The organism is Streptomyces sp. NPDC007901 (assembly GCF_042959465.1).
Lineage (GTDB): Bacteria > Actinomycetota > Actinomycetes > Streptomycetales > Streptomycetaceae > Streptomyces.
Window position 1 is genome coordinate 551,572 of record NZ_JBIBKW010000001.1, and the last position, 25,922, is coordinate 577,493.

At 71.4% G+C, this 25,922-nt stretch carries 22 protein-coding genes; 15 read left to right on the forward strand and 7 right to left on the reverse strand.

What is annotated here, in order from left to right; all coding sequences use genetic code 11:
- Window positions 1-249 precede the first annotated feature (249 nt).
- The 4 genes from ACFZDK_RS02735 (at window position 250) to ACFZDK_RS02750 (ending at window position 3,809) form a co-directional block, all read left to right on the forward strand.
- Entirely contained in the window at window positions 250-867 is a 618-nt protein-coding gene (locus tag ACFZDK_RS02735; protein WP_390970068.1) for a sigma-70 family RNA polymerase sigma factor, read from the forward strand.
- A 114-nt stretch (window positions 868-981) separates the two neighbouring features.
- Window positions 982-1,707 carry a hypothetical protein gene (locus ACFZDK_RS02740; RefSeq protein WP_390969048.1) on the forward strand — a complete coding sequence of 242 codons (726 nt, stop codon included), beginning with the start codon at window positions 982-984 and terminating at the stop codon, window positions 1,705-1,707.
- Between the two features lie 396 nt (window positions 1,708-2,103).
- Complete coding sequence (locus tag ACFZDK_RS02745) at window positions 2,104-2,766, forward strand: sigma-70 family RNA polymerase sigma factor (protein ID WP_390970070.1); 663 nt, start codon at window positions 2,104-2,106, stop codon at window positions 2,764-2,766.
- Window positions 2,766-3,809, forward strand: a complete 1,044-nt coding sequence (locus ACFZDK_RS02750) for a hypothetical protein (RefSeq protein WP_390969050.1) — start codon at window positions 2,766-2,768, stop codon at window positions 3,807-3,809. The genes ACFZDK_RS02745 and ACFZDK_RS02750 overlap by 1 nt, the downstream gene beginning before the upstream one ends.
- A gap of 220 nt (window positions 3,810-4,029) precedes the next feature.
- Here ACFZDK_RS02750 and ACFZDK_RS02755 read toward each other — a convergent pair whose 3' ends face one another.
- On the reverse strand, window positions 4,030-4,881 hold the full coding sequence (locus tag ACFZDK_RS02755) for a L,D-transpeptidase family protein (protein ID WP_390969052.1): 852 nt from the start codon (window positions 4,879-4,881) through the stop codon (window positions 4,030-4,032).
- A gap of 99 nt (window positions 4,882-4,980) precedes the next feature.
- On the opposite strand from ACFZDK_RS02755, the gene ACFZDK_RS02760 reads away from it, so the two are divergent.
- The 3 genes from ACFZDK_RS02760 to ACFZDK_RS02770 all read left to right on the forward strand — a co-directional run bounded on the left by ACFZDK_RS02760 (window position 4,981) and on the right by ACFZDK_RS02770 (window position 8,085).
- Window positions 4,981-6,561, forward strand: a complete 1,581-nt coding sequence (locus ACFZDK_RS02760; RefSeq protein WP_390969054.1) for a methylmalonyl-CoA mutase family protein — start codon at window positions 4,981-4,983, stop codon at window positions 6,559-6,561.
- Between the two features lie 45 nt (window positions 6,562-6,606).
- A complete protein-coding gene (gene leuE, locus ACFZDK_RS02765) occupies window positions 6,607-7,257 on the forward strand; it encodes a leucine efflux protein LeuE (protein ID WP_390969056.1) in 651 nt (216 codons plus the stop codon).
- Window positions 7,258-7,377: 120 nt separating this feature from the next.
- The gene (locus tag ACFZDK_RS02770) at window positions 7,378-8,085 is read left to right on the forward strand and encodes a TMEM175 family protein (protein ID WP_390969058.1); all 708 of its coding nucleotides are present in this window, start codon (window positions 7,378-7,380) and stop codon (window positions 8,083-8,085) included.
- A gap of 30 nt (window positions 8,086-8,115) precedes the next feature.
- Here the strand turns inward: ACFZDK_RS02770 and ACFZDK_RS02775 are convergent, their stop codons facing one another.
- A complete protein-coding gene (locus tag ACFZDK_RS02775) occupies window positions 8,116-9,504 on the reverse strand; it encodes an FAD-dependent monooxygenase (RefSeq protein WP_390969060.1) in 1,389 nt (462 codons plus the stop codon).
- Window positions 9,505-9,575: 71 nt separating this feature from the next.
- Here ACFZDK_RS02775 and ACFZDK_RS02780 point away from each other — a divergent pair, with 71 nt between their 5' ends.
- The gene (locus tag ACFZDK_RS02780; protein ID WP_390969062.1) at window positions 9,576-10,226 is read left to right on the forward strand and encodes a TetR/AcrR family transcriptional regulator C-terminal domain-containing protein; all 651 of its coding nucleotides are present in this window, start codon (window positions 9,576-9,578) and stop codon (window positions 10,224-10,226) included.
- Window positions 10,227-10,323: 97 nt separating this feature from the next.
- On the opposite strand, the gene ACFZDK_RS02785 is transcribed toward ACFZDK_RS02780, so the two are convergent.
- Together ACFZDK_RS02785 and ACFZDK_RS02790 are read right to left on the reverse strand one after the other, a co-directional pair.
- Window positions 10,324-11,226 (reverse strand): class I SAM-dependent methyltransferase, encoded by a 903-nt coding sequence (locus ACFZDK_RS02785; protein ID WP_390969064.1) that lies wholly within the window; start codon window positions 11,224-11,226, stop codon window positions 10,324-10,326.
- A 97-nt stretch (window positions 11,227-11,323) separates the two neighbouring features.
- The gene (locus tag ACFZDK_RS02790; protein WP_390969066.1) at window positions 11,324-12,433 is read right to left on the reverse strand and encodes an acyltransferase family protein; all 1,110 of its coding nucleotides are present in this window, start codon (window positions 12,431-12,433) and stop codon (window positions 11,324-11,326) included.
- Window positions 12,434-12,767: 334 nt separating this feature from the next.
- Here ACFZDK_RS02790 and ACFZDK_RS02795 point away from each other — a divergent pair, with 334 nt between their 5' ends.
- Together ACFZDK_RS02795 and ACFZDK_RS02800 are read left to right on the forward strand one after the other, a co-directional pair.
- Window positions 12,768-14,156, forward strand: coding sequence for a glycosyltransferase family 29 protein (locus ACFZDK_RS02795; RefSeq protein WP_390969068.1), 1,389 nt, complete (start codon window positions 12,768-12,770; stop codon window positions 14,154-14,156).
- On the forward strand, window positions 14,153-16,471 hold the full coding sequence (locus tag ACFZDK_RS02800) for a glycosyltransferase (protein ID WP_390969070.1): 2,319 nt from the start codon (window positions 14,153-14,155) through the stop codon (window positions 16,469-16,471). Before ACFZDK_RS02795 ends, ACFZDK_RS02800 begins: the two co-directional genes overlap by 4 nt.
- A 74-nt stretch (window positions 16,472-16,545) precedes the next feature.
- Here ACFZDK_RS02800 and ACFZDK_RS02805 read toward each other — a convergent pair whose 3' ends face one another.
- Together ACFZDK_RS02805 and ACFZDK_RS02810 are read right to left on the reverse strand one after the other, a co-directional pair.
- Window positions 16,546-17,880 carry a polysialyltransferase family glycosyltransferase gene (locus tag ACFZDK_RS02805; protein ID WP_390969072.1) on the reverse strand — a complete coding sequence of 445 codons (1,335 nt, stop codon included), beginning with the start codon at window positions 17,878-17,880 and terminating at the stop codon, window positions 16,546-16,548.
- Window positions 17,877-18,854, reverse strand: a complete 978-nt coding sequence (locus ACFZDK_RS02810) for a glycosyltransferase family 2 protein (RefSeq protein ID WP_355715687.1) — start codon at window positions 18,852-18,854, stop codon at window positions 17,877-17,879. The genes ACFZDK_RS02805 and ACFZDK_RS02810 overlap by 4 nt, the downstream gene beginning before the upstream one ends.
- 198 nt (window positions 18,855-19,052) lie before the next feature.
- Between ACFZDK_RS02810 and ACFZDK_RS02815 the strand changes: the two genes are divergently transcribed.
- The 4 genes from ACFZDK_RS02815 to ACFZDK_RS02830 are packed head-to-tail and all read left to right on the forward strand — an operon-like array spanning window position 19,053 to window position 23,859.
- On the forward strand, window positions 19,053-20,417 hold the full coding sequence (locus tag ACFZDK_RS02815; RefSeq protein WP_390969074.1) for a DUF6716 putative glycosyltransferase: 1,365 nt from the start codon (window positions 19,053-19,055) through the stop codon (window positions 20,415-20,417).
- Window positions 20,418-20,476: 59 nt separating this feature from the next.
- Window positions 20,477-21,727 carry a cytidylyltransferase domain-containing protein gene (locus ACFZDK_RS02820; RefSeq protein ID WP_390969076.1) on the forward strand — a complete coding sequence of 417 codons (1,251 nt, stop codon included), beginning with the start codon at window positions 20,477-20,479 and terminating at the stop codon, window positions 21,725-21,727.
- A 15-nt stretch (window positions 21,728-21,742) separates the two neighbouring features.
- Entirely contained in the window at window positions 21,743-22,678 is a 936-nt protein-coding gene (locus ACFZDK_RS02825; protein ID WP_390969078.1) for an N-acetylneuraminate synthase family protein, read from the forward strand.
- Window positions 22,679-22,713: 35 nt separating this feature from the next.
- Window positions 22,714-23,859 carry a hypothetical protein gene (locus ACFZDK_RS02830; RefSeq protein ID WP_390969080.1) on the forward strand — a complete coding sequence of 382 codons (1,146 nt, stop codon included), beginning with the start codon at window positions 22,714-22,716 and terminating at the stop codon, window positions 23,857-23,859.
- A 42-nt stretch (window positions 23,860-23,901) separates the two neighbouring features.
- Here ACFZDK_RS02830 and ACFZDK_RS02835 read toward each other — a convergent pair whose 3' ends face one another.
- Window positions 23,902-24,915 carry an aldo/keto reductase gene (locus ACFZDK_RS02835; protein ID WP_390969082.1) on the reverse strand — a complete coding sequence of 338 codons (1,014 nt, stop codon included), beginning with the start codon at window positions 24,913-24,915 and terminating at the stop codon, window positions 23,902-23,904.
- 98 nt (window positions 24,916-25,013) lie between these two features.
- Between ACFZDK_RS02835 and ACFZDK_RS02840 the strand changes: the two genes are divergently transcribed.
- A complete protein-coding gene (locus tag ACFZDK_RS02840) occupies window positions 25,014-25,904 on the forward strand; it encodes an AraC family transcriptional regulator N-terminal domain-containing protein (RefSeq protein WP_390969084.1) in 891 nt (296 codons plus the stop codon).
- Window positions 25,905-25,922 lie beyond the last annotated feature (18 nt).

Consider the following 25,922-nt stretch of genomic DNA (forward strand, 5'->3'; position numbering starts at 1 on the left):
CACCCCTAGAAGAAGACCATCACTGTCACACCTGTCAGGCCCTGTCACGCCTGTCACACAGGCAACGCTTAGACACAGCGTCCGGAGCTGACCAAACGTCACTCACCACAAACGGATCCGGCCGACTGTGACACTTCTGTGAGGCCGGACGCTGGTGATCGTGGGGGCTGTGCGCACCGCCGGACGGGGCGCACGGACGAGGTCGGGTTCGCGGAGCCCGATTCGCACTCGGTACGAACGAGGAACGTGTTGAGCCAGGGAGGGCGGACCCGCCGCGCGCAGGCCTACGACGGCGAGCTCGGCGACGCCGTGGCGCGCGCCCAGGAAGGCGACGAGGCCGCGTTCGCGGTCGCGTACCGGCTGGTGCAGCCCGGTCTGCTCGGCTACCTCCGCGGGATCGTCGGTGACGACGCCGAGGACGTGGCCGCCGACGCCTGGCTGGAGATAGCCCGGGACCTGGGCCGGTTCAAGGGCGACGGAGCGGGTTTCCGGGGCTGGACGGCGACCATCGGCCGGCACCGGGCGCTGGACCATCTGCGCCGGCTGAAGGTACGGCCCCGGTCGACGGCGCTGGAGCAGGACGTGCTGGACCTGCCGGGCACGTACAGCACCCATGACCAGGCCCTGGAGGCGCTCTCCACCGAGCGGGCCCTGGAACTGGTCCGCTCGCTGCCCCGCGACCAGGCGGAGGCGGTGCTGCTGCGGGTGGTGGTCGGCCTGGACGGCCCGGCCGCCGCCCGGGTGCTCGGCAAGCGCCCGGGCGCGGTGCGCACCGCCGCCCACCGGGGGCTGAAGGGCCTGGCCCGGCGGCTGGGTGCGGCGGGTGTGACGCAGGAGGATCCCCGGACGCTGGGGGAGTCGACATGAACGCCAAGGACGGCGCGCACGACGGGAACGCGATGAACGCCCACGACGGCAGGAACGTCAGGGGCGGCAGGAGTGGCCACGACGGGCGGCCGTCGGACAGGGATGGACAGGGACATGGGTGAACGGCGAAGCGACGATGCCGAGCGCGGCCGTCGGCACGCGCACCCCGACGGCGCGGTGCCCGAGGCCGGGGCCGCCGGTCCGGCGCTGGAGGTGCTGCTCGCCGCCGCCATCCGCGGGGACGGCCCCGACACCGAGGGCGAACGGCTGGCGGTGGCCGCGTTCCGGACCGCCCGGGACGCCGGCGCGCACCGGGCGCGGACCCGGCGCCGGGACGACTGGCGCCCGCGCGAGCAGCGGCGCACCCGCCGCTCGGTGAAGGCGACCCTGACGATGGCCCTGGCGAGCCTCACCCTGGGCGGGGTCGCGGTCGCCGCGATCGGCTCGGTGCACTCCTCGGACCACGGCCACGACGACGGCCGGCGGCCCGGCTCCGCGCCGAGCACGCCGGGCGGCTCCGCCGGCCGGCCGGCCACGGACGACCCCGGCACCCCCGGGCGCACCGGCCCGTCCGAGCGCCCCGTCACCGCGCAGGACACCGAGGCCCACTGCCGGGCCTACGAGAAGGTCAAGGACAACGGCCGGGCGATGGACTCGACGGCCTGGCAGCGGCTGATCCAGGCAGCCGGCGGTGAGACGAACGTAACCGCGTACTGTGCCGAGCTGCTGTCCCAGACGGCGACAACCGGGAAGAAGACCGCCAAGCCCGGCAACACGAAGAAGCCCGGCGACACGGGCAACTCGGGCAAGGGCAAGTCCGCGAGCGGCAAGGGCGACTGACTCCGCGAGTCGGCGGCCGGATGATCAACCGGCCCCGGGTGCCCCCGCGTTGGCGCGCCGAGCGGCACCGAGGCAACGGCCGGGGCCGCCACCCCCCACAGGAGAGGCCCCGGCCGTCGCGCGGCACGGACCGCGCGGCGGCCCGTACTCTCTTCAGCGCCATGAGTGCGTTTTCTGTCACACCCCACGGCGTCACGAGTTAGTTGCATCTTGTACGGACATGGACGGGGAACGGATTCAGTGCGTAACGTGCAGTTCGCGCCGGGCCGTAGAAGACGCATGACCACCGCAACCATCCACGGCCCCGAACACCGCAACCATCAATTGAGGAACCACGACGGCGAGGAACCACGTCCGCGAGAGCGGCGCCGGTTTAGGCGCAAAGAGGGATATCGGGTGCTGGGGGACGACGCGGAGCTGACCGCCGCGGTACGTGCGGCACAGGACGGGGACGAGACGGCGTTCCGCGTCGTCTACCGCGCGGTCCAGCCCCGCCTGCTCGGATACGTCCGAACGCTGGTCGGTGACCCGGACGCCGAGGACGTCGCCTCCGAGGCCTGGCTGCAGATCGCCCGGGACCTGGACCGGTTCAGCGGCGACGCGGACCGGTTCCGCGGCTGGGCCGCCCGGATCGCCCGCAACCGCGCCCTCGACCACATACGGATGCGCGGCCGCCGCCCCGCGATCGGCGGCGACGAGACGGAACTGACCGGCCGGGCCGCCGAGTCGGACACCGCCGGCGAGGCCATCGAGGCGCTGACCACCGACTCCACCCTCGCCCTCATCGCCCGGCTGCCGCAGGACCAGGCCGAGGCGGTCGTCCTCAGGGTGGTCATGGGCCTCGACGCCAAGACCGCCGCCGATACCCTCGGCAAACGCGCCGGCGCCGTGCGGACGGCGGCCCACCGGGGCCTGAGGAAACTCGCGGAACTCCTCGGCGCCGACCCGGACAAGGCGGGCGTCCTGGACGCGCTTCCGCCCCAGCGAGAACCGAATGATCGTGCGGTGACGTCCGCGAGTGTGACGCATACGCGTTCGCGGACGCAGAAGGACATGTGATGGCCGACGAGCAGGACAAGTGGCTGAACCGGGCGACGGCGGAACGTCTGCTGCGCGGTGAGTCGCTGGAAGCCGTCGACGCATCCGTCCGTGACCAGGCAGAACGCCTCGCGAGCAGGCTGGGCGCGCTCTCCGTGCCGGCCGTGCCCGCCGACATCGAACTTCCTGGTGAGGAAGCCGCTTTGGCTGCCTTCCGCAAAGCGCGCGAATCCGCCGAGGGCGAGCGGACCGCCCTGGCGCGGCAGCCGGGGAGGACCGGGCGGAGCGCCGACGCGGGGCTCTTCCGGATCGGCGCCGGTACCGGGCCGCTCCGTGCCCCGGGCTGGGCCCGCCCCGCTCGGTTCGCCCTCGCCGCCGCGCTGACCGTCGGCATGCTCGGCGGGGTCGCGGCGGCGGTGGGCACCGGTGTGCTGCCGACCCCGTTCGGCGACGACCGCCCCGCGCCGGGGGCCTCCGTCTCGGCCGCCGGCACCCCCGCGCAGCCGCAGGGTTCGACCTCGCCCGAGTCCCTGCTCGGCGGCGAGACCGGCACACCCTCCTCCGGCACCCCGTCCGGCGGCTCCGGGACGTCCTCGCCCGACCCCTCCGGCAAGCCGCAGGGGCGGGACACCGACTCGGCCGGCACCCCCACCGGCCGGTGGGGCGGTGCGCTGACCTCCTGCCGGGCCATCCTGAACGGCAAGCCGCTGGGCGCCGACCGCAAGCGCACCCTGGAAGGACTGGCGGGCGGCGCCGGCCGGGTGAACAGGTTCTGCAGGACCGTCCTCGGCTCCGGCCTGACCGCCGGCAGGGACGGCACCGTCGGCGACGACAAGGGCGGCTCGGGCGGCGGCCGGGGCAGCGGCAGCGGTCAGGGCGGCGACAACGGCCAGGGCGGTGACGGCGACGGCCGGCCGGGCCGGACCGGCGGTTCCGGCGACGGCAACGGCGAGGGCAACGACCACCACGAGGACGGCGCGGCCTCACCCGCCCCGACGGGCTTCGCACCCCTGCTGCCGAACCAGCCCGTCGCCACCCCCGCCCCGACGTACAGCGCGCTTTGACCTTTAGGTACCGCTGTGACCTGCGGTTTTGAAAGTCGCTGAACTTTTTTCCCGCAGGGTGTGACGTTTTCAGAGGCGGCGGCGCAGTAAAGAGTGAGCCGACTGGTCATCGGCCGTCGCACAGAGCCGGGGTTCCCCCCGTACCTGCGGCTCGTGCATTGGCGCGGGCGGGACACGTTCCCCCGGTCCCGCCCGCGCCCCACACTTCTTCGCGCCCCGCTCACCAGTACACGACGACCTTGTCGCCGTTGCGCACCTGGGCGAACAGCCGCGAGATCGCCGCCTCGTCCCGCACGTTGACACAGCCGTGCGAGCCGCCCGCGTAGCCCCGCGCCGCGAAGTCGTACGAGTAGTGCACCGCCTGGCCACCGCTGAAGAACATCGCGTACGGCATCGGGGAGTGGTAGAGCGTCGAGAAGTGGTGCCGTGACTTCCAGTAGACGTGGAACACCCCCTCACGAGTCGGGGTGAACTGCGTCCCGAACCGCACCGACATCGTCGACACCGTCCGCCCGTCGACCATCCAGCGCAGCGTCCGGCTGGTCTTGCTGATGCACAGCACCCGCCCGGTCAGGCAGCGCCGATCGGGCGCGGCGGCCGGCTGACCGCCCATCAGGTACAGCTCCCACTTCCCCGGCCGGTGCGTCATCCCGACCAGCCGCCGCCAGGTCACGGCGTCCGTCTCACCCGTCCGGGGCAGCCCGCGCTTGCCCTGGAACCCCTTGACCGCCTGGACCGTGAGGTCGTCGTAGGTCCCCGTCGGCCCGTCGAACAGCCAGGCGACCTGGCGCAGCCGGGCCTGGAGCTCCCGGACGCCGGGACCGGTGTCGCCGCGGGTGTACACGATGTGCGGCGGGGTGGTCTCGACGGCGGACGGGGCGGGGGTGGGCTTCGCACCGGCCGTCCTGCCGGGCGGGGAGCTGTGCGGGAGCTCGATGCGGATGGGCGAGTGCCCCTTGGCGTCCCCGCTCGTCGGCTGCGCGGTGCAGCCGACGAGCACGGCGAGGGCGGCGACCGCGACGGCGGGCCGCCCCACGATCCGGGAGGCGTCCGAGAACTCGGTGACCTTCATGCCGAGGATGCTTCCCCGCGTGACCGCCGTCGAACAAGAGGGCATGGTGGGAAGGAGGAGACACACCGGCGTACAGGCGCACTGCGGAGGTCACCCACCATGGCCCGTGAGTCGGAGTCCGGACTGCCCGTCGACCCGGTCTACGGCCCGTCGGCCCTGGCCGGCTGGGACCCGGCGGAGAAACTCGGCGACCCGGGGTCGTACCCCTTCACCCGGGGCGTCTACCCGACGATGTACACCCACCGCCCTTGGACCATGCGCCAGTACGCGGGCTTCGGTACGGCGGCGGAGTCCAACGCCCGCTACCGGCAGCTGATCGCCCACGGCACCACGGGCCTGTCCGTCGCCTTCGACCTGCCCACCCAGATGGGCTACGACTCGGACGCGCCGATCGCGCACGGCGAGGTCGGCAAGGTGGGCGTGGCGATCGACTCGGTCGACGACATGCGGGTGCTGTTCGACGGGATCCCGCTGGACCGGGTGTCGACGTCGATGACGATCAACGCCCCGGCGGCCGTGCTCCTGCTGCTGTACCAGCTGGTGGCGGAGGAGCAGGGCGTACCGGCCGGCGCCCTGACCGGCACGATCCAGAACGACGTGCTGAAGGAGTACATCGCGCGGGGGACGTACATCTACCCGCCCCAGCCGTCGCTGCGGCTCACCGCGGACATCTTCCGCTACTGCCGGACCGAGATCCCGAGGTGGAACACCATCTCCATCTCCGGCTACCACATGGCCGAGGCGGGGGCCTCTCCCGCGCAGGAGATCGCCTTCACCCTCGCCGACGGCATCGCGTACGTGCGCACGGCGGTCGCCGCGGGGATGGACGTGGACGACTTCGCCCCCCGGCTGTCCTTCTTCTTCGTGGCGCGTACGACGCTCCTTGAGGAGGTCGCCAAGTTCCGTGCCGCGAGGCGTATGTGGGCGCGGGTGATGCGGGAGGAGTTCGGGGCGCGGGACCCCCGGTCGATGATGCTGCGCTTCCACACCCAGACGGCGGGCGTCCAGCTGACGGCGCAGCAGCCGGAGGTGAACCTGGTCCGGGTGGCGGTCCAGGGCCTGGCCGCGGTCCTCGGCGGCACCCAGTCGCTGCACACGAACGCCTTCGACGAGGCCATCGCCCTGCCCACGGACAGGAGCGCGCGGCTGGCGCTGCGCACCCAGCAGGTGCTGGCGCACGAGACCGACGTGACGGCCACGGTGGATCCGTTCGCGGGTTCGTACGCGGTCGAGCGGATGACGGACGACGTGGAGGAGGCGGCCCTCGGCCTGATGCGCCGGGTCGAGGACCTGGGCGGCGCGGTGGCGGCGATCGAGCGGGGCTTCCAGAAGGGCGAGATCGAGCGGAACGCGTACCGCATCGCGCGGGAGACCGACGCGGGGGAGCGGGTGGTGGTGGGCGTCAACCGGTTCCGGCTGGACGAGGAGGAGCCCTACGAGCCGCTCCGCGTCGACCCGGCCATCGAGGCCCGGCAGGCGGAACGCCTCGCCCGGCTGCGCGCCGAACGGGACCGGCCGGCCGTCGACTCGGCCCTGGCCGCCCTGCGGAAGGCGGCCGGCGGCGACGACAACGTGCTGCCCCCGATGCGGGAGGCGCTGCGGGCCCGGGCGACGGTCGGCGAGGTGTGCGACGCGCTGCGGGAGGTGTGGGGCGTGTACGTCCCGACCGACGCCTTCTGACCCGGGCCGGAGGCGTTGTCGGACGTCCGTGCGAGACTTCTTCGCATGTTCGGCGTCATCGATCTCCCCACCTATCTGGCAGGACTCGTCCTGATCGTCCTGCTGCCCGGCCCCAACTCCCTGTACGTGCTCTCCGTCGCCGCCCGCCAGGGCGTACGGGCCGGTTACACCGCCGCCGCGGGCGTGTGGTGCGGCGACACCGTGCTGATGACGCTGTCGGCGGCCGGGGTGGCCTCGCTGCTCCAGGCCAACGCCGTGCTGTTCGGGATCGTGAAGTACGCGGGCGCCGGATACCTGACCTGGCTGGCGATCGGGATGCTGCGAGCGGCCCGGCGCATGTGGCGGTCGCGGAGGGAACGGGCGGCGGTGGAGGCGGCCCCGGTCGCCGCCGCGGCGGAGCGGCCGTACCGCCGGGCCCTGGTGGTCAGCCTCTTCAACCCCAAGGCGATCCTGTTCTTCGTCGCCTTCTTCGTGCAGTTCGTCGACCCCGGGTACGCCTACCCGGCCCTGTCCTTCGTCGTCCTGGGCGCCTTCGCCCAGCTGGCCAGCTTCCTCTACCTCAGCGCCCTCATATTCAGCGGCACCCGGCTGGCCGACGCGTTCCGCCGCCGCAAGCGGATGTCGGCGACGGCCACCTCGGCGGCGGGGGTGCTGTTCCTGGGCTTCGCGGTGAAGCTGACGCTCGCCGGCGCCTGAGCGCGGCGGTTCGTGACAGGCCTGGCCATGGTGCGGCCCGCCCATCATGCTGGGACCCGTCCACCAGTGGACCCTCGCCCCATGCCGCCCGTTCCGCCGCGCAGAAGGAAGCAACCGACGATGGCCGACACCCGTGCCGAGAGCACCGCCGGGACACCCGAGGAGACCGAGACGGCCGAGGCGGGGGAGGGGGCCGAGGAGGCAACCGGGGACCGGCCGGCGAGTCCGGAGCGGCTGATCTACTTCTCGGACGCGGTGGTGGCCATCGCGATCACCCTGCTCGCCCTGGAACTGCCCCTCCCCACCGGGGACGTCCACGGCAACGGCGAGGTACTGCACTTCCTGCGCGAGCATCTGTCCGAGTACGCCGCCTTCCTGGTCAGCTTCTGGGCCATCGCCGTCCACTGGCTGATCCACCAGCGGCTGTTCCGGTACGTCACCGGGCTCTCGGGCGGCGCCATCCGGTGGAACCTGCTCTGGCTGCTCGCGATCGTCGTCACGCCGTTCACCACGAAGCTGCTGACCAGCGAGGCCGACGCGTTCCAGGTCCAGTTCATCGTGTACGCGGCCAACCAGGTCCTGACCGGTCTGTTCTTCCGGCTGGCCTTCACGGACCTGCGCAGGTCCGGGGGGTTGCGCACCCCCGCGTCACCGGAGGCCGTGTCGGACGTCATGAGCTGGCTGACCGCGATGATCGTGGCCTTCCTGATCTCGATCCCGGTCGCGCTGGTCACCCACTGGGCGGCCGTGTGCTGGGCACTGATCCCGGCGATACGGGCCGGCCTCCGTCTCCTGCGGCGCACGCCCCGGACCGCCGCCGCGGCCTGAGCCCCGCACCGCGGTCGCCCCCCCCCGGCCCTACCCCGCGTCCAGGGCTCCGGTGCGCGCCGCGTACGCCCGCAGCCCCTCGGCCGTGTCGCCCGCCCAGCCCACATAGCCGTCCGGGCGGACCAGGAACACGCCAGGGCCGTAGGACTCCGGGGCCGGCAGGCCGCGCACCCCGTCGACCGGTTCGGGGGTCAGCAGGGTCCAGTGCGGTCCCCGGAACGCGTCGAACATCCGCACCCCGGCCGCGTTGCGCCCGTCGGGCGCGCGGTCTCCGGCCCGCACCGGGCCGGGGTCCTTCCGGGTCTCCTCCGTCAGCGAGGACTCCCGGTAGCCGAGCCCCAGCTGGACCGTCGCCTCGCCCCGCCGCACCTCGCCCCGGTGCACGCCCGTCGAGAGGTCCAGCATGGCGGCGGCGTTGGCGCGGCGCTCCTCCTCGTAGGTGTCGAGGAGTCCCTCCGGGGCTCTGCCGCCGAGCACCGCGCCCAGCTTCCAGCCCAGGTTGTAGGCGTCCTGGACGCTGGTGTTCAGTCCCTGGCCGCCGGCCGGGGAGTGCACATGGGCCGCGTCGCCGGCCAGGAGGACCCGGCCCGCCCGGAAGCGGTCGGCCAGGGCGGCACGGGGGCGGAAGTCGGAGGCCCAGTGGAGTTCGGTGACATCGGACGCGGCCAGCGGGGCGTACGCCGTCACCAGCCGCCGGACGCCCTCCAGGGACAGGTCGGCGTCCGTGCCCTCCGGCAGCTTCGCCGCCAGCTGGAAGTCCTCCGTGCCGGCCAGCGGGCAGAGCGCCACGCCGTACCCGTCGCCGCCGGCGAAGACATGCCAGTGGTCGCGGTCGAGGCCCCGTACCCGCAGGTCGGCGACCAGATACGGGCTCGGGTCCACCGACTCCCCGGTCATCCCCACGCCCACCGCGCGCCGTACGGCCGACCGCCCGCCGTCCGCCGCCACCACGTACCGCGCGCGAGCCGTCGTACCGTCGGCGAAGCGGACCGTCACCCCCTCCGTGTCCTGCTCCAGGTCCACCACCGCGCGCCCGAACGCGACCCGGCCGCCCAGCTCCCGCAGCCGCGCGTACAGGACCTCCTGCGTCCGCCACTGCGCGACCATCAGCGGTTCGGTGTACGGCGCGCCCTCGTCCGCCGCCACCGCGTCGAACATCGGCCCCGCCTCCTGCCGTTCGCCGTCCTTCCAGACCAGCCGCGGCGGGTAGAGCCCGCCGGCCGCGCGCATCGCCTCGCGCACCCCGAGGTCGTCGAAGACCTCCTGGGTCCGGGGCTGGATCCCCTTGCCGCGTGACCCCGGGAACAGCTTCTCGCCCGCCTCCACGACCAGCGCGTCCACCCCGCGCCGGGCGAGGTCGATGCCGAGGGTGAGTCCGGTGGGACCCGCACCCACCACCAGAACATCCAGCGCATCCATCGCATATCTCCTTAACGTCGTTAAGTGCCGTCGACGGCAAGGCTGCCCTTAACGCTGTTAAGCTGTCAAGTGTGAGTACGGAACGACGCGCACCCCTGGACCGCCGGCGGGTCGCCGACACGGCCCTGCGCCTGCTGAACGAGACCGGCCTCGACGGCCTGACCCTCCGGGCCATCGCCCGGGAACTCGACGTCAAGGCCCCGGCCCTGTACTGGCACTTCAAGGACAAGCAGGCGCTGCTCGACGAGATGGCGACCGAGATGCACCGCCGGATGCTCACCGGCACGGAGCCCGACCCCGCCGACACCTGGCAGGACCGGCTGCGCAGGACGAGCCGCGGCCTGCGCACGGCCCTGCTCGGCTACCGCGACGGCGCCAAGGTCTACAGCGGCTCACGCTTCACGGGCATCGACCACGCCCACCAGCAGGAGGCCGGCCTGCGTGTCCTGACCGAGGCCGGCTTCACCCTGGCCCAGGCGGTCCGGGCGGGCATGACGGCGCACGCCTACACGATCGGCTTCGTCACCGAGGAGCAGGGCGTCCACCCCCTCCCGGGAGAGCGCCGGGAGGGCTACGACCTCGACGAACGCGCCCGCCTGCTCGCCGACTTCCCCCTCTCGGCAGCGGCGGGCCGGGAGATCTTCACCGACCACGGCAGCCACTTCGAGGAGGGCCTGGAACTGGTGCTCGCCGGAATCAGCGCACGGTACAAGATCAACTGACGCGCCCCCCGGTTCCCCAGGGGCGCGGGGAACGGCGCGACCAGCCCCCACCCACCCGCACCCGCCCGACCACAACACCTGGCACCCCCCGTAGGCGCTACCGCACAGCCCTCCGCAGCGCCCGTGTCAGCACCGGCGGCAGCAGATCCACCGCCACCCGCCGCACCCGACTCCGCCCCCGCGGCACCGCCACCGGCGTCACCACGGGAGCCGGCGCCTCCACCGGAGGTTCCGGCAGATCCGCGTACCGGGACCCCGGAAACCCCACCCCCCGCATCCCCTTCGACTTCAGCCGGATGATCCGGTGCCCCGCCGCCTCCTGCATGCTCAGATGGCAGTCGGCCCGCCCCCGCGCCATCTCGATCAACTCCTCCTGCACCGGCCCGGGATCCCCCCACGTCCCGTACAGCTTCTGCGTGCTGAGGCAGACCGGGCTCAGCCCCCGGTTGAGGACCGCCTCCCACGCCGCTATGGAGACGCCGGGCGTGTGCTCGGAGCGGAAGTCGTCGAGGACCACGATCCCGTCGGGCAGCAGCAGGTCGTGCGCCGCCCCTATGTCGCCGTGCACATGCGCGTACAGGTGTGAGGCGTCGACATGCACGAACCGGCAGGAACGGGGCGGGACTTCGGCCGGCACCACGGTGCTGGGGCCCTGCAGTACCCGGGGCAGCTCGTCGTGGAAGGCGAGGTAGTTCTCCTCGAAGAGGCGCCGGGTCAGCCGGCCGTACGACTTCGTGGACTCCGCCCGGTTCGCGTCGTCGGGCGCGTCGCCCTCGAAGAGGTCGCAGACCGTGAAGGACTCGCCGGACCGCAGGTACCGGCCGGTGAAGATCGCGCTCTTGCCCATGTAGACCCCGACCTCCAGGAGGTCGCCGCGCAGGCCGGCGCTCTCCTGCCGGCCGAGGAACCAGTCGAAGAGCACCTGGTCGAGTACGGGGAACCAGCCGGGCACGTCGTCGAGACGGCGGGGCGGGCGGGTCGTTTCCTGGGTGGTGGCCATAGGGGGCGCATGCCCGCCGCACAGCTCCGAAATCGACGGAGAGATGAACGGCGGGCCAAGTCCGCTAAAAGTTAACGGGAAGTGAATTCAGTCCGAATTATGAATTTCGCAATGCCCTTTTCAATCTCGGCCCCACCGGTGTCTCCACGAAACGGTGGATCAGCCAGGCCAGTCCGAGCATTCCGCACACCGTGATCAAAAGGGTGGGCCAGGGCGGTACTGCCCAGCCTCGGTGCAGCACCCGGATCACGAACCATCCGAGGTGTTCGTGCACCAGGTAGAAGGGGTACGTCAGCGCCCCGGCCGTGGTCAGCCAGGGCCAGGACGCCCACCGGGTCAGGCCCGCCGCGACCGCCGCCACCGCGGCGAACGCGAGCGTGACGACCAGCATCACGACGTGCGGGTTGCGGGGTGAGCCGGCGTGCCACAGCCCCTCCGTGGCCATGCGCAGCCCGAGGATCCAGGAGAGCGCCACGATGCCCCAGGGCAGCAGCCGGTTCCCGAAACGGTGGACGAGGTAGAGGGCCAGGCCGCCGACGAAGTACGGGGCGTACCGGGGCATGACGACCAGCTCGGTCCAGGGGCCGCCGGCCGAGGTGCTCAGCACGGCGGCCAGGGTCCACACCGAGCAGAACAGCACCACCCGGCGGTAGGTGACCCCGGGCAGGACGACGAGCAGCGCGAACAGGGCGTAGAAGCGCACCTCGACCCAGAGGGTCCAGCAGACGCCGAGGACGCGGGGCGCGCCCAACGGCTGTTGCAGCATCGTCAGGTTGACCAGGAACTCGTCGGACCGGACCGCGTGCACGACGGCCGGCAGTAGCAGGGACGCGCCGGTGACCAGCACCACGGCGACCCAGTAGGCGGGGTAGAGGCGGGCGACGCGGGAGCGGAAGAAGTCGCCGAGGGGGCGGCCCCAGCTGCTCATGCAGATCACGAAGCCGCTGATGACGAAGAAGAACTCGACGCCGAGACAGCCGTAGACGGCCGCCCCGGACAGGGTCGGGAAGACGTGGGCGGGGTTCTGGTGCCAGGACGCGGAGACCACTCCGCCGCGTCCGGCGTAGTGGTAGAGGCAGACCATCAGGGCGGCGGCGAGCCGCAGTCCGTCGAGGGCCAGAAGTCGGGTGCGGGGGTGCCCGGGTGAGGCCGGGACGACCGGGATCTTCGCAGGCGGGGGCGCCAGTGTGGGGGTCGCGAGAGACATGGTCCGGGATGCCTACCCGGGCCCGGAAGGCTAATCATCCGATCTGTTCGCGAAGTCCCCGGGACGTGGGAAGTCCCATACCGTCACCTGGGGGAATCATAGAAAGTGTGCGGTGAACCTGCTAACCATTCTCTTACCCGTAGGGGTTCGTTAACCATATAGTCGTTTTGGCTTCCTAGTTTCTCCATCCATCCCCCCGATGCGGGTCACCCCACCACACACAGCGGTTGCACAAGCTTTGCTTGGCAAAATCAGGAGAGTTATGACGAGGGTCCAGAACAGGCGGGCACCTGCGCGCGGAGGGGAGCTGGACGACTGCCTACACGCCTGCGCTGTGCACAGCGGCAAAGTGGTCGGCAGCCTCGACCGCCGTCGCGCGGAACTCGCGGAGCAGCTGCGCAAGCTGCTGGTGGTCGTCGCCACGGAAGGCACCACCACGTCCGCGCCCGCCCCGGCCGGCGGTGCGACGGCGCTTCTGAAGCGCGCCGTCAAGGGCGCGGCCAGCCCCTCCGGCGGCATCAACAACGACCTGCTGGACGCTCTGCTCGCGGTCGCCAACAAGGCGCTGGAGTGCGGTTACAACGACGAGCTGAACCTCGCCCTGGTGATCAGCGACACCGTGCTCGCCCAGCGCAAGAACTCCCGCGCCGGCTGGCGGCTGCGCGCCCGCATCCTGGAGGGGCTCGGCGAGGAGCGCGAGGCCATCGAGGCCTACGAGCGCTACCTCGAGCTCACCACCGACGACGGTTTCGGCGTCGCCAACCGGATATCCGGCATGCGCCGTGCCGCCGAACGCGAACGCGAACTGCTCGACCTCCTGAAGAGCCAGGTCCCCGCCGCCGCGGACCACGTCCGGGCGCCCTCCACCGCCACCTGGGCCGAGGGCCTCGCCCTGCAGGCCGTCGGCGACTGGCAGGCCGCCGAGCCCCGCCTGGTCGGCGCGCTGCTCGCCCTCGCCGAGGACGAGGCGCCGGTGAACGACCGGCAGGAGCTGCTCAGCCAGTACCTGGACCTGCGCCTCGCCGAGGGCAACGACGCCGGTCTCACCGAGGCCGTCGGGCTCTACGCCGAGCAGCGCCGCATCCGGATGCGCGGCCCGGTCGGCAACCCGACCGTCGACGGCGTGCAGTGGATCAGCCTCGGCGAGTTCCGCAACCAGATCGCCGGCAAGTCGGTCTGCCTGATCGCCAACTCGGGCCGGGTGGGCGCGAGCGGCATGGGCAAGGAGATCGACAACTACGACCTGGTCGTGCGCTTCAACTCGTACAAGATCGACCCGAAGAACACCGGTGAGCGCACCGACATCCACGTCAGCATCCACAAGCACGCGTTCAACTGGGAGAAGCCGGTGACCACCCGGCTGATCTTCGGTGGCGTCTCGGGCGACTGGAAGCACTCGCTGCGCAACAAGCTGGTGCCGGGCGCCCAGAAGTACCTCGGCGACGAGTCGCTGCGCTGGCCGATGCGGAACATCGGGCAGATCGGCGCCGACGCCTGGTCGGGCATCCCGACCTCCGGCTTCAACATGCTCTGGCTGCTGGACTTCCTGGACGTCAGCCCGACCCTGGACCTGATCGGCTTCGACTTCTACGAGAGCGGCGCGTACCGCGTGCAGGAGGCCATGAAGCTCGCCATCACCTCCGTGCACGAATACACCAGCGAGAAGGACTGGGTCATGCAGCGGGCCCAGAGCGTGACGGACATGAGGATCTCCCTGCGATGACGACCACCTTCACCTCGGCGATACCGAACACCGACGCGACCGCCCTCACCAAGAAGCGCCGGGTCGCCTTCGCGTCCTACGTGGACGAGAACTACCTGCCCGGCTTCCTGGTCCTGCTGCGCAGCCTCGCCCTGTCCAACCCGGGCGTCTGCGAGGACTTCGTCGTGCTCTACGACGACCTGCGCCCGGCCTCCATCGCGAAGATCCGCGCCCTGCACCCGCGCATCGTGCTCCAGCGGGTCAACGACACGCACTACGACTCGTACGTCAAGGGCGACCAGGACAACTACCTGGTCCGCAAGGCGTACTTCATCCTCGACATCTTCCGGCTGCGGGACTACGACACCGTCATCACCCTGGACACCGACATGGTCGTCCTCGGTGGCCTCGGCGAGCTCCTGGAGCTGCGCGAGGGTCTCGCGGCCGTCCCGCAGTTCTTCTACGGGCAGCACAAGCTGAACTCCGGCCTCCTGGTGATCCAGAAGGAGTACCTGTCCGACGAGTTCTGCGCGAGGATCGACAAGACCGGCCGCAGCGGCGACTACGAGCTGGACAAGCACGACCAGGGCATCCTGAACGCCGTCCTGGACGGCGACTTCGTCCGCCTCGACGCCAAGTACAACTTCGTCAAGCGGCGGCTCTCCGGCGACCTCCCGGTCCCCGAGGAGACGAAGATCCTGCACTTCACCGGGCGGCACAAGCCCTGGCAGGGCGGCGAGTCCGGCTACGCGCAGGCCGAGGACCGCTGGCGCGAGTTCGAGATGACCGACGCCGAGTTCCACGCGGCCTACTTCGCCTCCTCCGGCGGCCTCCACCACGACCTGGTCGTCCACTACGGCACCCCGCACGTCAAGCGCACCGGTGACGTCGAGATCGCCCGCAAGGTGGCCGCCGCGCACATCTCGGCCGGCGACTACCAGGACGCCGTGGACGTCCTCAGCAGCGTCCGCATCCCGCTGGACGAGGCCTGGCCGCACGAGGTGCTCGGGCACGCCCTGATGAGCGTCTCCCGCTACGACGAGGCCAAGACCCAGCTGCTGCTCGCCAGCGCCGCCCCCAACCGGGCCGCCACCGCCTTCTCCCGGCTCGCCCAGATCGCCTGGGTGCACGGCGACAACACCGAGGCCCTGCGGTACGCCACGGCCGGTCTCACCGTCGACCCGACCCACCGCTCCAGCCGGCTGTGGGCCCAGCGCGCGGCCGCCGTCCCCTCCCAGGAGCAGGGCAGCGCCGAGGACCAGCTGGCGCACGTCGCGTTCTACATGGACCGGCAGGGCAACGCGGGCGACAAGCTGCTCCCGGAGACCGTCCGCCTCGGCTTCGGCCCGGACACCACCTCCCGGCGCTGGCACTCCGTGCACGCCCACCGCTACTTCGACCAGGCCGCCCTGGAGCGGGTCAACGCCCGCCGGGGTCTGGTCATCGGCGGCGGCGGTCTGTTCATCCCGGACACCATGCCCAACGGCAACAGCGCCTGGCAGTGGAACGTCCCGGACGAGCACCTGCGCGCCATCGACGTCCCGATCATGATCTACGCCGTCGGCTTCAACGCCTTCGACGGCCAGTCCTACCGGGCCCAGCGGTTCAACCAGAGCCTGCGCCTCCTGGTCGAGAAGTCCTCCTTCTTCGGCCTGCGCAACCACGGCTCCATCGCCAAGGTCCGCGGCATGCTCCCGCCGGAGCTCCAGGACAAGGTCGTCTTCCAGCCCTGCCCCACCACGGTCATGCGCCAGCTGGTGGCCGGCTGGAGCGACCCGCTGTACCGCGAGGACACGGTCATGCTCAACGCGGCCTACGACCGCGCGGGGCTGCGCTTCGGCCACGACTACGCGCACTTCCTCGCCGAGATGGCCAAGGCCGTCCGCAAGATCGGCGAGCACACCGAGGTCAAGTGCGTGGCCCACTCCCTCGACGACGAGAAGATCGCCTTCGACCTGCGCCGCGAGCACGGCATCTCGCTGCCGGTCATCCCGATGTACGACTTCTCCAACGACGAGATCCGCGAGACGTACGCCAAGACCCGCCTGGTCATCGGCATGCGCGGGCACGCCGGCATGATCCCGTTCGGTGTCGGAACGCCCATCATCTCGCTCATCTCGCACCCCAAGATGGCGTACTTCCTCAACGACATCGAGCGGCCCGAGTGGGGCGTCTCGGTGCACGAGAAGAACCTCGGCGACATCCTCACCGAGCGTGCCATCGGCATCCTCGACAACCACAGCCGTACCGTCGCCGACGTGCACGACCGGCAGGAACAGCTGTGGAAGGTCACCGAGGACAACCGCGCCACGATCAGGAAGATCCTGGGCAGGTGACGCCGAAGGGGCGGGTCCGATCCGGACCCGCCCCTTGGGGAGCGCCCCAAAGTAACAACGACAAGCCGCGGAACTTACCGGCGAACGACCCGCCGCAGGTTCCGCGCCTTACGGGCCATCCGCCGCACCGTCGCGTTGCGCAACGGGAACGACAACTGCGACGGCACCCCACCAGGCAGCCCGAGCGAGGTCAGCCGCTTGCGCTTGAAGTACCGGATGGTCGTGTCGTTCAGATGCTTCGTCAGATACCGCTCGGTCTCCGCCCGCAACTGCGGATGGATCCTCGGCTGCATCGCGAACCCCACCGCCCGGATCAGCTCGCCGAGCGCCTCGACGCTCATCCGCGGCCGCTGCTCCTCGACCGCCTTGCGGTCGGTGAGCTCGGGGATCAGCGCGTCGACGACGGTGACCGGGACGCGGTTGCTGTTCTCGTACGGCGTGAGCTTGTCCAGCAGGGTGTCGGTGCCGACACAGGCGGTCGGCAGCCCGTACAGCGCCGACGCGGTGAGCAGCGCGGTGGAGAAGCAGCCGACGACCAGGGCGGGACGCATCCGCTGGTAGAGCACCTCGGCGAGGACCGTGGTGTCCAGGACCGTGAGGTCGACCTTGAGCTTCTCGGCCTCCTGCTCCAGGGTCCGGGTGAAGCGGGCCGGGGCGGAGGGGTGCGGCTTGAACACGACCTTGGTGTAGCCGAGTTCGACGGCGCCCTTCAGCATCCGTACGTGCAGGTTCTCCTCCTGCTCGGCGGAGAGGATGCCGAGCGCGGAGAGGTACTGGCCGAGCAGCAGGGCCGGTTCGTCGATCTCGGGCAACTCGTCGCCGCTGGGCGCGAGTTCGGCGAGCACCTTGGTGAAGGCGGCGGTCGGTACGACCTCGCCGTCGACGCCGAACTCGGTGAGCAGCATGGGCTTGAGGCCCGGCACCAGGTCCAGGTGGAGGACCCGGTCCACCCGGGTGCCGACCAGCGGGTCGATCTTGTTGCGGGTCGGGCCGTAGCTCATGAGGCCGTCGGCGTAGACCGTGACCGGGGCGCCGGTGAACATCTGGGTGAGGCTCTGCGAGGGGTTGACCTGGATCGACTCGACGGCGAACTCGACGTCGTCGTCGCCCAGCTGCCACTCGTGGCGCAGGAAGCGTTCCCACAGCGGGAGGTCCTCGGGGCGCGGGGCCCAGCCGCCCGGGTGGAACGGGAAGATCGTCTCGTTGTACGAGATCACGTCGTCGAAGCGGTCGCGCAGCCGCTCGAAGCCGGGCGCCTCGTCCAGGCCCGGGGTGGTCTCGGGGGTCGCCGCGTTGTTGCAGACCAGCAGGATGCGCCGGTCGGCCGGGCGGAAGGCGCCGGAGTCCAGGGCGGCGGCGAGGGTGGCCGTGCCGTAGAGGGTGGACGCCTGGAAGATCTGGGTGGTCACGCGGCGGCTCCCGCGGGGGCGGGACGGCGGCGCAGCCGGCGCAGCTTGGTGGCGCGCTGGAGGTCCATGGAGTCCAGCGCGTCGTCCAGCACGTCCTGCGGCATGCGCCGCAGTGCCGCGGCACTCATTGATTTCAGCTTCTTCGCCACCGCGGGCTCGAACCTTTCGATGGATCCCAGGTGATGGGAAATGATGGCGCAATACGTACGGACGGCCTTCGGCAGGAGCTCCTTCGCGTCCGCGTCCTGTGCGGTTTCCTCGATCACCTGGTCGAACGCGCGAATGAAATCGAGCTGACGGACATCCCCGATCTGCGTGAGTGACGAGGCTACGCCACGCCGATAGAAGACGCCGAGCAGGTTCACCGCGGCGAAGGACTCGGCTTCCCGGTGCAGCTTCCAGATCCACGGCCGGTCCTCGGCCGTCCGCAGGCCGTCCGTGAAATGCACGAGGCCCTTGTCCACCAGACGGCGGTGATAGACCCCCGCCCATGCGTAGGCGTAGTCGACGGAGGTGGTCCGGTCGGTCGGCAGGATCGCGTCCCGCGGGTTGAGCACGACGCCGCGGCGGCCGACCGGCACCCGGTGCACGGTGCGGGCCCGGGCGGTGCACTGCACATGGTCGGTGCGCACGAAGTCGCAGCCCAGCGACTCGATGGCACCCACCAGTTGGGGGTAGTAGCCCGGCGCGAGCCAGTCGTCGCCGTCGAGGAAGGTCACGTACTCACCGCGCGCTTTGTCGATGCCGGTGTTGCGCGCGGTGGCCAGCCCTCCGTTCTTCTCGTGTCTGACATGGACGGCGCCAGGGAGCTCGCGCTCGGCTCGCGCGAGAATCTCTGGTGTCCCGTCGGTCGAGCAGTCGTCGACGAGAATGAATTCGAAGTCCTCACGCGCGTTCGCGCGCAGGCTCCTCAGGGTGTCGGGCGCGTATTGCTGCACGTTGTAGAACGGCACGATGACGGAGAGCTTGACCACGTGGGGGACGTTAGAGGAGCCTCCGTCGTGCGTCTTGACCGCCGCCTTGATACGAGGTGAACGACATGTGGCGAAGTCATGAACCAGGACTTTTTGATGGGTAATCCCGAGCTGATTCGCCGTCCGGAGACGTGTTGTTAACCTTTTGTTGGATTCGGGTTCGGGAGTTCCTCGGAATGGCTTCCTAGCGTCTGGGACGTGCCAGCAAGTGCAACGAAGTCCCTGCGGGTGGCCGTCCTGGCGGATTCCGACACTCGGTGGAAGTGGGGGGCGCTCACCGCGAAGCGTCTGCTCCCCAACGAAAGCGACAGTTCGGACATCCGGCTCGACGGTTTCCTCCTGCGGGGCCGTGCCACCCCCACCGCCCGCCAGCTCCAGGAGGTCGGCGTCCACGCGGACTCGCTCCGCGAGGTGACAGCCGTCGAGTTCCTGCGTGCCATGGAAGCCGGCCCCGGGGACCCCGACGGCGCGGAGTCGTACGACATCCTCGTCCTCTCCCTCGTCGGCGGCGGGGTCCAGGCCATGCTGCACGGGCTGCGCAGCGCCTTCGCCGGCCGGGAGAAGCGGCCCGTCGTCGTCACCGGCTATGTCGGCGTCGTCTACGAGAAGCTCGCCGACGGCCTGCTGCTGCGGCACGGCGCGGACCTGGTCCTCGCCAACTCCCGCCAGGACGCGGACCGTTTCCGCGAGGTGTACGACGGGGTCGGCGCCGACTCCTCGGCGGTCACCGAGGTCGCGCTGCCCTTCCTCGGCGGGGCGCCGTACGAAGGTGAACACGACCCCTACACCGTGGTGTTCGCGGCCCAGCCCTCGGTGCCGGAGAGCCGCAAGGACCGTACCTACCTGCTCAACCGGCTGATCGAGCACGCCCGCAAGCACCCCGAGCGCGAGGTGCTGCTCAAGCTGCGCTCCAAGCCCGGCGAGCACACCACCCACATCGAGGAACTGCCGTACCAGAAGCTGGTCCAGGGCAAGGACGTGCCCGCCAACTTCCGCCTGGTGTACGGGCACATGGGCGAGGTCCTCGACCGCACCGACCTCCTGGTCACCATGAGCTCGACGGCCGCCCTGGAGTCGCTGCACCGGCGGATCCCGACCGTGGTCCTCACCGACCTCGGCATCCGCGAGGGGCTCGGCAACCACCACTTCGTCGGCTCCGGCTGCCTCGCCTCCTGGGACCAGCTCGACGCCGGACACCGCCCGGTGCCCGACGCCGAGTGGGTCTCACGGCAGGGCGTCGCCGCTGGGGGTACCCCCTCTGGGGGAGGCACCTATGAGCAGGCCTTCGACGCGGGCCGCGAGCGGATCGCGAAGCTGCTCGCCCGGCCCGGCGGGCTGCCGCCCCTGAACCCGTACTACACACCCGAGACCGCGTCCGGCTATCTGCCCGGCATCCTGGCCCGCCACCACCTCGGCCCCGACGGCGTACCGCTCCCCGGTGCGCCCGCCGCCGACAAGGCCCCGGGACCCGTCCGCCAGATCGTGCGCCGGGCCGCGCGCGGCGCCTACCGCCACGGCGTCCAGCGGGTGGCCCCCGTGATCCGACGAATGGGAGAGCTGTGAGCGACCGGATCCCGAACCAGGCGTCCTCGGCGCCTGACGGACCTGAAGGAACAGAGCCGATGTCCCACCCCGAAGGGGCCGTACTGCCCCGCGTCCTCGCCGTGATCCCCGCCCGCGGCGGCTCCAAGGGCGTCCCCGCGAAGAACCTCGCCCCGGTCGGCGGCGTCCCGCTGGTCGCCCGCGCGGTCCGCGAGTGCGTCGCCTCCCGCCTGGTGACCGACGTGGTCGTCTCCACCGACGACCAGGCGATCGCCGCCGCCGCCCGCTCGGCCGGCGCCGAGGTCGTGCTGCGCCCCGCCGCCATCGCCGGCGACACCGCCACCTCCGAGGCCGCCGTCCTGCACGCCATGGACGCCCACGAGGCGCTGCACGGCGCCACGGTCGACGTCGTCCTGCTCGTGCAGTGCACCAGCCCGTTCATCGTCCGCGAGGACATCGACGGGGTGGTCGGCGCGATCGTCGAGAACGGCGCCGACACGGCCCTGACCGTCGCCCCCTTCCACGGCTTCGTCTGGCGCGACGAGGTGTACGCCCCGGTGCCGGTCGGCGCCGACGCGGCGTCCGCCAGCGGCGGCTTCGGCGTCAACCACGACAAGTCGTTCCGTCCGCGCCGGCAGGACCGCCCCCAGGACTTCCTGGAGACCGGCGCCGCCTACGCGATGCGCGCCGACGGCTTCCGCGAGCACCAGCACCGCTTCTTCGGCCACACCGAACTGGTGCGGACCGACCCCGCGCGCGTCCTGGAGATCGACGACCACCACGAGCTCGCGCGCGCCCGCGCCCTGGCCCCGCTCTTCGACGCGGACCGCCCCGGCGCCCTCCCGTCCGCCGACGACGTCGACGCGGTCGTACTGGACTTCGACGGCACCCAGACCGACGACCGGGTGCTGATCGACGCCGATGGAAAGGAGTTCGTCTCCGTGCACCGCGGCGACGGACTCGGCATCGCCGCCCTGCGCAAGAGCGGGCTGAAGATGCTGATCCTCTCCACGGAGCAGAACCCGGTCGTCGCCGCCCGGGCCCGGAAGCTACAGATTCCGGTCCTGCACGGCATCGACCGCAAGGACCTCGCACTCAAGCAGTGGTGCGAGGAGCAGGGCATCGCTCCCGAGCGCGTGCTCTACGTCGGAAACGACGTCAATGACCTCCCGTGCTTCGCCGTAGCCGGCTGGCCCGTGGCGGTCGCGAGCGCCCACGACGTCGTACGCGGCGCCGCACGCGCGGTCACCACCCTCCCCGGCGGTGACGGCGCGATCCGAGAGATCGCCAGCTGGATCCTCGGCCCCTCTCTCGATTCCCTCCCGAAGTAAGGACACCCCACAGTCATGAGCAACTCCCGTCTGCGCCAGTTCGGTTCCCGTGAGGTCGGCCCCGGCAAGCCCGTCTACATCTGCGGCGAGATCGGCATCAACCACAACGGTGAGCTGGAGAACGCCTTCAAGCTGATCGACGTCGCCGCCGAGGCCGGCTGTGACGCCGTCAAGTTCCAGAAGCGCACCCCGGAGATCTGCACCCCGCGCGACCAGTGGGACATCGAGCGCGACACCCCCTGGGGCCGCATGACCTACATCGACTACCGCCACCGCGTGGAGTTCGGCGAGGACGAGTACCGCCAGATCGACGAGTACTGCAAGAGCAGGAACATCGCCTGGTTCGCCTCCCCGTGGGACACCGAGGCCGTCGCCTTCCTGGAGAAGTTCGACGTTCCCGCCCACAAGGTCGCCTCCGCCTCCCTCACGGACGACGAGCTCCTCAAGGCCCTGCGCGCCACCGGCCGTTCGGTCATCCTCTCCACGGGCATGTCGACCCCGAAGCAGATCCGCCACGCGGTCGAGGTCCTGGGCAGCGAGAACATCCTCATGTGCCACGCCACCTCCACCTACCCGGCGAAGGCCGACGAGCTCAACCTCCGCGTGATCAACACGCTGGAGAAGGAGTACCCGAACGTGCCGATCGGCTACTCCGGCCACGAGACGGGTCTGCAGACCACCCTCGCCGCGGTCGCGCTCGGGGCGACCTTCGTCGAGCGTCACATCACCCTCGACCGCGCCATGTGGGGCTCCGACCAGGCCGCCTCGGTCGAGCCGCAGGGCCTCACCCGCCTGGTCCGCGACATCCGCATCATCTCCGAGTCCCTCGGCGACGGCGTCAAGAAGGTCTACGACTCCGAGCTCGGCCCGATGAAGAAGCTGCGCCGCGTCACCGGTGTCGTCGCCGAGGCGGAGATCGCCGCGGCCGCCGGCGAGCCGGTCCAGGTCTGATCCTTTTGTTACGACGACGGGACGGTCGTACGTCGATGAGCCCCCGCGCCGGGAACACCGGCCCCCACACACTCGCGTTCGTCGAGAGTCCGGTGCAGCTGCTGAACGTGCTGGAGTGGGCGCATGTCCACGCCCTGCGCGGGGCGGCGGAGCCGGTGCCGACGGTGCCTGCCCAGGCCCGTCGCGCATCGGCCGCCATATCGGCGGCGGCACCCGGCGCGGAACTCACGATCGTCATCCTGGCCCCGACAGACCCCATGACCCGGGGCCAGCTGCGCCGTATGGCGGACCTGGCCCGTGACGAGGGCTACCGGGTCCGCTGGGAGGAAGCACGGGGCGGCACCACCGCCCCCTTCCAGACGATCGGCGGCCTGGCGGGCTCCCTCCGCCGGGCCGACCGGATCGTCATGGGAGACCCGTTCTCCCGCTACGTACAACTGCTCCTGACGATCACCCGCGCCCATGACCTGGTCGTGGTCGACGACGGCACGGCCACGATGGAGTTCGTCGCCCAACTGGCGCGCGGCGAACGCCTGGTGCGCTGGCACCGCAAGGGCGGCAGACCCGGGGCCCGGGACCTGCTGTTCGCCCCGGTGTCCTCCTCGGCCCGCCGCCGCCTCACCCCCAGCGACCGCCGCCGGGTGGAGGTCTTCTCCTCCATGCCGATGACGGAGACGCCGGCCGGGGTGACGGTCACCGCGAACGACTTCGGCTGGACCCGGGCCCGCTTCGGCCCGCCGCGCATCACCAAGGGCGCCGACATGGTCGGCACCTCCCTGGTGGAGACCGGTGTCGTGGACGGCGACCGCTACCTGGAGGCCGTCCAGACCCTGGCGAAGGCGCACGGCGCGACCCGCTACTTCGCGCACCGCCGCGAGAGCACCGAGAAGCTGCACCGCCTCGCGGCCGAGACCGGTCTGGAGATAGTCCGCCCGGACCTCCCCCTGGAGCTGATCGCCCGCCGCGGCCCCATCGGCCGGACCATCCTGAGCTTCCCGTCGACGGTCGTGCACACCCTGCCGCTCGCCCTGGTCGGTACGGGCGTCCGCGTCGCCGTCTGCGACATCGACCCGGCCTGGCTGACGGAGAACGCGTCCCCCCGGGCGCAGGGATTCCTCTCCGGCGTCACCGGCACGGCGAAGGACGTGCACCGACTGGCGGCGGTGACGAGCCTGGCGTAGGGCGCAGGGGCGCGGCGCCCGCCGGCCTACTGGACCACCGGACTACTGCCAGGTGGGCATGACCCCCGCGGGGTAGCGGGAGCCGGCCGCCCCGTGCGGGAGGACCTCCTGGACGCGGGCGAGGTCCTCGGGCGTGAGGACGACGTGCGCCGCGGCCACGTTCTCCGCCAGCCGCCGCGGGCTCCGCGTGCCCGGGATCGGCACGATGTCGTCGCCCTGCGCGAGCAGCCAGGCCAGCGCGAGCTGGGTGACCGTGCAGCCCTTGCCCTCGGCGAGGGCGGTCAGCTCGCGCACCGCGGCGACGTTCTTCTCGTAGTTGCCGGGCTTCCAGCGCTCGTCCATGGTGTGCCGCATGTCGCCCGCCTCGTACTCGGCGGCGGGCTTGACCGCCCCGGTGAGGAAGCCGCGCCCCAGCGGGGAGTACGGCACGAAGCCGATGCCCAGCTCCCGGAGCACGGGCAGGATCTCGGCCTCCACGGCCCGCTCGAACACCGAGTACTCGGTCTGGAGCACCGACACCGGGTGCACGGCGTGGGCCCGGCGGATCGTCTCCGGCCCGGCCTCGCTCAGCCCGAGGAACCGGACCTTGCCTTCGGCGATCAGCTCGCCGACCGTACCCGCCACCTCCTCGATGGGGACGTCGGGGTCCACGCGGTGCTGGTACAGCACGTCGATACGGTCCGTGCCCAGGTACCGCAGGCTGTTCTCGGTGACCTCGCGGATGTGCTCGGGACGGCTGTCCAGAGAGCGTCCGATCTGCGTCGGGTCGGACAGGTCGAAGCCGAACTTGGTCGCGATCAGGATCTCGTCCCGGAAGCCCTTCACGGCCCGCCCGAGAAGCTGCTCGTTGCTGCCGGTGCCCAGGCCGTACAGCTCGGCCGTGTCGAAGAGGGTGACCCCGAGCTCATGGGCCCGGTGGAGGGTGTCGAGGCTGCTCCGCTCGTCCGGGGTGCCGTAGGCCATCGTCATGCCCATGGTGCCGAGACCGATCGCCCCGGCCGCGAGGCCCTGGCCGCCGAGGGTGCGCTGCGGAAGATGTGTGCTGTGCTCTGCCATGCCGTCAACGCTAGGCACGCGGCCCCCGGGGGTCATGGGGCGCCGCTCGCATAGAATTGCCTGATCCTCTCAAGGACCCTTCAGGGACGGAGTGCACTGTGCTGGACCGACTCGTCGCGGCCGTCGACCGGCACAGCGTGGCACCGGGCACGGACACCGCGGTGCCCCGGCTCTCCCTGGCCTCCGTGGACGAGCCGGTCGAGCCCGCCCACCTGCTGTACGAACCGATGATCTGCTTCGTCGCCGCCGGCACGAAACGCACCACCGCGGGGGAGCTGATCCGGGTCGCCCGCCCCGGCGAGATGCTCCTCACCACCATCGACCTGCCGGTCACCGCCGACCTGGAGCAGGTGCCGTACCGGTCCGCGTCCCTGCATCTCGACGGCGAGCCGCTCACCGAACTGCTCCTGGAGCTGGCCGACACGACCCCGACCACCACCCCGTCGGCCGCCCCCGCGCACGTCGCCGCCCCGATGTCCCCCGAACTCGCCGACGCGGTCACCCGCTGGGTCGAACTCCTCGACACCCCCGAGGACATCCGCCCGCTCGCCGCCCGCATCGAGAGCGAGATCCTCTACCGGCTGCTGCGCAGCTCCCTCGGCCCCGTCCTGCGCCAGTGGTCGCTGGCCGACTCCACCGCGACCCGGGTGCGCGAGGTGGCCCGCTGGATCCGCGCCCGCTACACGGAGCCGCTCAGCATCGACGAGATCGCGGCGGTGGCGCACATGAGCCCGGCCGGCCTGCACCGGCACTTCAAGGCGGCCACCGGCATGAGCCCGCTCCGCTACCAGAAGCACCTGCGTCTCCAGGAGGCCCGGCGCCGCCTCGTCGCCGGCGACGCCTCGGCGGCCCAGATCGCCCAGGCCGTCGGCTACGTCAGCCCCACCCAGTTCAACCGCGAGTACCGCACCGCCTACGGCCTCCCACCCGCCCAGGACGCCGCCCGCCTGCGCGCCCGCATCACCCGCACGGTGACCAGCGGGCTGTGACCGCGGCCCCGCAGGGGC